The 1,548-nt window shown below is 30.6% G+C and carries 2 protein-coding genes; both read left to right on the forward strand.

All coding sequences use genetic code 11. The features are described 5' to 3' along the window. Positions 1 to 114 precede the first annotated feature (114 nt). On the forward strand, positions 115 to 894 hold the full coding sequence (locus GWR14_RS23670; RefSeq protein ID WP_163411611.1) for a hypothetical protein: 780 nt from the start codon (positions 115 to 117) through the stop codon (positions 892 to 894). A gap of 142 nt (positions 895 to 1,036) precedes the next feature. After that, complete coding sequence (locus tag GWR14_RS23675; RefSeq protein WP_163411612.1) at positions 1,037 to 1,174, forward strand: hypothetical protein; 138 nt, start codon at positions 1,037 to 1,039, stop codon at positions 1,172 to 1,174. Positions 1,175 to 1,548 lie beyond the last annotated feature (374 nt).

The following is a 1,548-nucleotide window of genomic DNA, read 5'->3' on the forward strand; positions in this document are numbered from 1 at the left end:
ACTTACAACTCGTGTAAATAACTATTTTTGGGTAAACGTAGTTAACTAAAAAGGGTTTTTAGACGAACTGACGTTAGCAGCAAGCTTCAAAAAATAGCAGTATAAAAACCGACTATGGAAAAACACAAGTTTTGGATAATTTTAATTAGTGGTTTACTAACACCTCTTTTAGTATATTTATTTCCAGTAGATGGTGGTGGTGCATCAATAATCTTTACAATTTCAATTCCTTTTTTTATTTTTATCTCAATCCTATTTGCTTTTTTATATAACAGAATATCTAAAAAGATTGAGTTAAAATGGAGGAGAAATTTATTCTTTTCATTTCTACTCTTTATTATTCTCGGTTTAACTTTTTATTCATTTCCCTGCTTTGACAGAAACAATCTTTGTCCTTGTGAAGTTGTTTATAATTCTGTGAAAACATTAAAAAATTATGACAAAATTAAATTCGATGACATTTTAATAGAAAAAAAGCAGTCAAATTATCCTTTAATTGTTGTTGCTCAAAAAAAGTATAAAAAAACATTTCCAAACAAAATTTATTATATCAATTATCAAGGAAAAGAAACTTTTACTTCAGAAAAATTTTATGCAATTTATTTCCGAAACGGTAATGTTTTTTCAAATAACAAAAATTTAAAAATTATCTTTTTAAAAGATGACAATGTTCAATTTTCTGAAATTTATAATAACGAAAAAATTGAATTTAAATCAACTAAAAGTGGTTTCGTAAATATGCCCAATGAATATATAAATTATTATAACAATGGTTATGAATACATAAACATCGAGAAAGAGTTTAAAAATTTCAACTTAAATATTAGAAAAGAACCTGAAAAAAACATAACAACGGAATATGGTTTTTATAAAATTCTATATTGGATTTCATAAAAAGCCAGCTGCTAACAACGGTTTGGCACAATAGCTTTTTTTTATCTTAGCATCACGTTCGATTTTCCGCTGAAAAATCTTATCTTAGCAAGAAATAAATCGTTCACGCAGCCGCTACTGCGCCAAGCCGCAAAACGTTAGGATGTATAGCTCCGTTGACGAGAAACAGCTGAATTTAATCGGGCGTTTTGGTTCGCAAAAGCAGAATGAAACAGAAACCGAGCCGACCGAAAACGGAATCGAAATTCAGCACTTAATTGTTGCGGAATACAAAACGTGAACCGCTTTATCGAAAACCGAAAGCGGAATTTTTTTGTCGATTTTTTTTTGAGATTTAACTGAAAGTTGAAACTCAAAAGCGAAAACTAATTGGAATGGAAAATCGGAAGGCGGAAAAGCTTGCCGAAATTGGAATCGATAATTGGAATGTCAAATCGTTCGTGCTCAACATACGTGTCGCTACACATCCTAACACACGCTACAAGCAATTTGGGCAATTGGCTTAATTTAAATATGGTTTTGTATTTGATAGATTTGGCAAATCCGAAGAATGGTTTTAATTTAGTCCCAAACTGCTTGTAGCGCGAGAACGTCAAACTGTCTAAAAACCTCCCTTTTCACTTTAAATTCATTGGCTTAAAACTTGGCTAAAAC

Source organism: Flavobacterium ajazii, assembly GCF_010614725.1.
Taxonomy (GTDB): Bacteria; Bacteroidota; Bacteroidia; order Flavobacteriales; family Flavobacteriaceae; genus Flavobacterium; species Flavobacterium ajazii.

Bases quoted from the DNA above. Each gene is read 5' to 3' on its own strand.
- GWR14_RS23670 (WP_163411611.1), top strand. From the start codon at position 115: ATGGAAAAACACAAGTTTTGGATAATTTTAATTAGTGGTTTACTAACA.
- GWR14_RS23675 (WP_163411612.1), top strand. From the start codon at position 1,037: ATGTATAGCTCCGTTGACGAGAAACAGCTGAATTTAATCGGGCGTTTT.